At 39.2% G+C, this 3556-nt stretch carries 7 protein-coding genes; 6 read left to right on the top strand and 1 reads right to left on the bottom strand.

The window, feature by feature from the left end; translation table 11 throughout:
• From ACKPEB_RS16465 to trpA, 6 genes are all read left to right on the top strand, one after another.
• Window positions 1-339: P-loop NTPase (locus ACKPEB_RS16465; protein ID WP_408966039.1), on the top strand; the 339-nt coding region annotated here is incomplete at its 5' end.
• 132 nt (window positions 340-471) lie between these two features.
• Window positions 472-1023, top strand: a complete 552-nt coding sequence (locus ACKPEB_RS16460; RefSeq protein WP_408971281.1) for a type IV pilin-like G/H family protein — start codon at window positions 472-474, stop codon at window positions 1021-1023.
• Window positions 1024-1175: 152 nt separating this feature from the next.
• A complete protein-coding gene (locus ACKPEB_RS16455) occupies window positions 1176-1274 on the top strand; it encodes a hypothetical protein (protein ID WP_408966041.1) in 99 nt (32 codons plus the stop codon).
• Window positions 1275-1532: 258 nt separating this feature from the next.
• Window positions 1533-1751 carry an NAD(P)H-quinone oxidoreductase subunit L gene (gene ndhL / locus ACKPEB_RS16450; RefSeq protein ID WP_072718107.1) on the top strand — a complete coding sequence of 73 codons (219 nt, stop codon included), beginning with the start codon at window positions 1533-1535 and terminating at the stop codon, window positions 1749-1751.
• Window positions 1751-2056 (top strand): DUF3007 family protein, encoded by a 306-nt coding sequence (locus ACKPEB_RS16445; protein ID WP_408966037.1) that lies wholly within the window; start codon window positions 1751-1753, stop codon window positions 2054-2056. The genes ndhL and ACKPEB_RS16445 overlap by 1 nt, the downstream gene beginning before the upstream one ends.
• Before the next feature lie 74 nt (window positions 2057-2130).
• On the top strand, window positions 2131-2934 hold the full coding sequence (gene trpA, locus ACKPEB_RS16440; RefSeq protein WP_408966036.1) for a tryptophan synthase subunit alpha: 804 nt from the start codon (window positions 2131-2133) through the stop codon (window positions 2932-2934).
• 471 nt (window positions 2935-3405) lie between these two features.
• On the opposite strand, the gene ACKPEB_RS16435 is transcribed toward trpA, so the two are convergent.
• Window positions 3406-3543: a CHAT domain-containing protein gene (locus ACKPEB_RS16435; RefSeq protein ID WP_408966040.1), complete on the bottom strand. Its 138-nt coding sequence runs from the start codon at window positions 3541-3543 to the stop codon at window positions 3406-3408.
• Window positions 3544-3556: the final 13 nt, after the last annotated feature.

Here is a 3556-nt window from a genome sequence, read left to right as displayed (position 1 = left end):
CCTCAAACCGTAGCTTTGTTGGACTCCCGCAAGGGTTTACGGATGTTCCAACAGATGAATGTCCCCGTGTTGGGAATTGTGGAAAATATGAGTTATTTTATCCCCCCTGATGCCCCTGATAAAAAATACGATATTTTTGGTTCTGGTGGCGGGGAAAAAACCGCTCACGAGCTTGGTGTTCCTCTGCTGGGTGCTATTCCTTTAGAAATGCCTGTCCGAGAAGGGGGAGATGCAGGAGTTCCCATTGTGATTTCTGATCCTAACTCAGCTTCTGCTTTAGAATTAACTGCGATCGCTCAACGCATCGCAGGAAAAGTCTCGGTTTTCGCCTTAACTTAGGTGTTGACTGTTAACAGGTAGGGAGTAGAGGAAGTAGGGGAAAATAATTAATATTTTCTCCTCCCTCCTGCCTATTACTTTTTAATTTCTGAAGAATCCCACTTTAGTAAATAGCTAGAAGGTTAAATTATTATGATCCCACAAAAAACTTTATCTTTCAGTCTAACTCTATTATCTTTTTTGCCGTTTTCTAACTTCAAATTTACAAATAATATAGTGTTGCCATCCAGTCCAAATTTGCTGATGGCGGAAGAAACACCAGCAGAATTGATCAATGATTTAAACGAAGCTACAGAGATTTTTAAAGAAGAAGCAAATCAAGCAAAACAGTCTGAAGCAAAACAGTCCCTCTCATTCATGAGCCGAGTGCAGCAAGCCTTTTATGTTGAAAACTCTTTTTTTGCATCTAGGATAGAAGACTTAGGTTTAGGTCTACAATTAGAAACAGAAAACTATTCTTACAGTATTATTGAAATTGATAAAAAGCAACTTGTTCAAATGGTGGCTTTAAGCAAAAAAGATGAGTTAAGAACTTACACAGCAATTGTAGGTTTGCAAGGAACATCAGGGAACTATTCTTCAATATGGATACTTTGTGAAAGTGATCAACCTACGAGAGAGTTTCCTCCAAAACCAGAAGATGCTAATAGTTGTCCCCCTGGTTATTCAGAAGTTGAAAAATAATAGCTGTGTAAGGTTAGTGAAAATAAAAAAGATGAGAATCTTAATCAAGAATTGAGTTGAGTCACCCACCCTACGAATTATACTATAATTAATACGAATCAGTTACAAACTGTAACTGAGTTGCAAAGAATAGATCACCAAAACGAGGTTTAATTCCTTTAGTATCTCCCAGAATTCAAGCTTTGCGTGATGCGGGTTTATGGTTATCCGATAGTTTAGTACATCTTCTCAAAGAACAAGCAGGTGAGTAACTTTTTAAAGATTAGTTTTTAACTCTAACAGTTAATGTTAACCCTAAAGCATTTAACCACAATCCTAATAAATAAATTTCTCGACTTCCCTCAACGGATAAGAAGCGATGGTGACAACACCTCGGAGCAGAGGGGTCGGGGGAGAGGTTACACCCGTTTTTGCAGAAAATCAAATAGCCCTGTGCCTATTCCCACCAGTGGGCGCTATAGTTTACAATTGTCTAACGTTAGCTGCTGTTTATTGTTAAACCTGCAATTATGCTACTGATTACCCTATTACTGTATGCTGCCCTAGCTGGTGCTTATTTATTAGTGCTTCCGGCTGCTTTATATGCCTATATGAATGCTCGTTGGTATGTAGCCAGTTCCTTTGAACGAGCTTTTATGTACTTTTTAGTCTTCTTCTTTTTCCCTGGATTAATTCTTCTCGCTCCTTTCTTGAATTTACGTCCTCAACCCCGAAAAATTGCCAGCTAATGCGACGAATTGATGTCATTGTCATTACAATTCTTGTCTTTTTGAGCGGTGGATTGATTTACCTCATCTTCCAAGGGATAGGGTTTGATAGCGCCGATGCTGGAATCTGGAGTCAAGCGGTTTTAGTTGGCGGTTTAGTCATTTGGTTACTAACTTATTTGTTTCGAGTTGGTACTCATAAAATGACCTATAACCAACAACTCAAAAATTATGAAGATGCTGTGTTAGAAAAACGACTAGAAGAAATGACTCCAGAAGAACTGGCTCAACTTCAAGCGGAAGTCGAAGAAGAGAAAAACAAGTAAAAATTTTACTATTTTTTTCTTCTCTTGCTCTGCAATAATTGGATAATTAATTAGTTTATTTGAGTTTAATTTGAATGATTTCTGTTTCTCAATGCTTTGAATCTTTACGAGTTTCGGACAAAAAAAACTGTGCTTTAATTCCGTTTATTACCGCCGGTGATCCGAACTTAGAAACAACGGCGAAAGCTTTACAAGTTCTGGATCAAAATGGAGCCGATTTAATCGAATTAGGAGTTCCTTATTCTGATCCTTTAGCAGATGGGCCTGTTATTCAAGCGGCTGCAACTCGCGCCTTACAAAAAGGAACTCGTTTAGATCAAGTATTAGAAATGGTGGCAACCGTTAGCCCAACGCTGAAAGCCCCCATTATTTTATTTACTTATTATAATCCCATTTTGCATCGAGGGATTAAACCCTTTTTAGAACAGATTTATCAAGCGGGAGCTAGGGGTTTAGTCGTACCGGATTTACCTTTAGAAGAAGCAGAAACCTTACTACAACCCGCCCGTGAAATTGGTATAGAAGTCACGTTACTGGTAGCACCAACTAGCCCTAAAGAACGAATTGAATTAATCGCCCGTCAATCTCAAGGGTTTATTTATTTAGTCAGTGTCACTGGGGTCACAGGAATGCGATCGCAAGTTCAAACTCGTGTTGAAGATATCCTGAAGGAAATGCGAAGTCTTACAGATAAACCCATTGGAGTTGGGTTTGGGATTTCTCAACCCGAACAGGCTACCCAAATGCGAAATTGGGGTGCGGATGCGGTGATTGTAGGTAGTGCTTTTGTCAAACGATTAGCTCAGGGAACACCGGAACAAGCCCTGTCAGATATTGGTCAATTCTGTCAAGAGCTAAAAACCGCAATCCAAAATTAAAATACAGGGCTTGCAAAGCAAGTCCCTATTCAGGGGAATAAATGTAGCAATTGTAATGTTTTTTGAAGCGCAATGTAGCCGGTGCGACAATTTTTGTATATAATTTTGAGCGGATGTGGTGTTACTCAATACACTCTGATCTACTTAATTTTTTAATGATTAGCCAAACTTTGACGGGTTTCACAGAAAAAAAGCAAGAACGCTGGAAGTATTGTGCTCCCATAAACACACTACCTCCAGCTCCTTGAAACCCTCGTAATGTGCCTTTCTGTTTTTTATTATTGCAAGCTGGCTTAGGGATTTCAAGAGGTCTTTTGCAATCACCCACTTTTTCTGGTGATGCAGTCTCTAAGTCTTGATGGAAGGGGTTTTAAGCCATCAAGCGACCGAGCTTGACAGCAAATTACCAAAAGGCGGGTTCTCTCTTTAACCCTTCTCTCTGATTTTGAGTCAAATGATCTGGCAGAATAATTATTCAGCTTCACCAATTAAAGTAAACGCCGCCCAATAATAAGGATCAGGATATTGATTTTTCATCGTTAACATGGCTTGTCGTAACGCTTGGGCTTTGTTGGGTGTCGTCTGTAAGTTTTGATAAAATTGTATCATCAATTGAGAAGTT

It is taken from the genome of Planktothrix sp., assembly GCF_046067725.1.
In the GTDB taxonomy this organism is placed as follows: domain Bacteria; phylum Cyanobacteriota; class Cyanobacteriia; order Cyanobacteriales; family Microcoleaceae; genus Planktothrix.
This window is presented reverse-complemented; position numbering and strand designations above follow the sequence as displayed.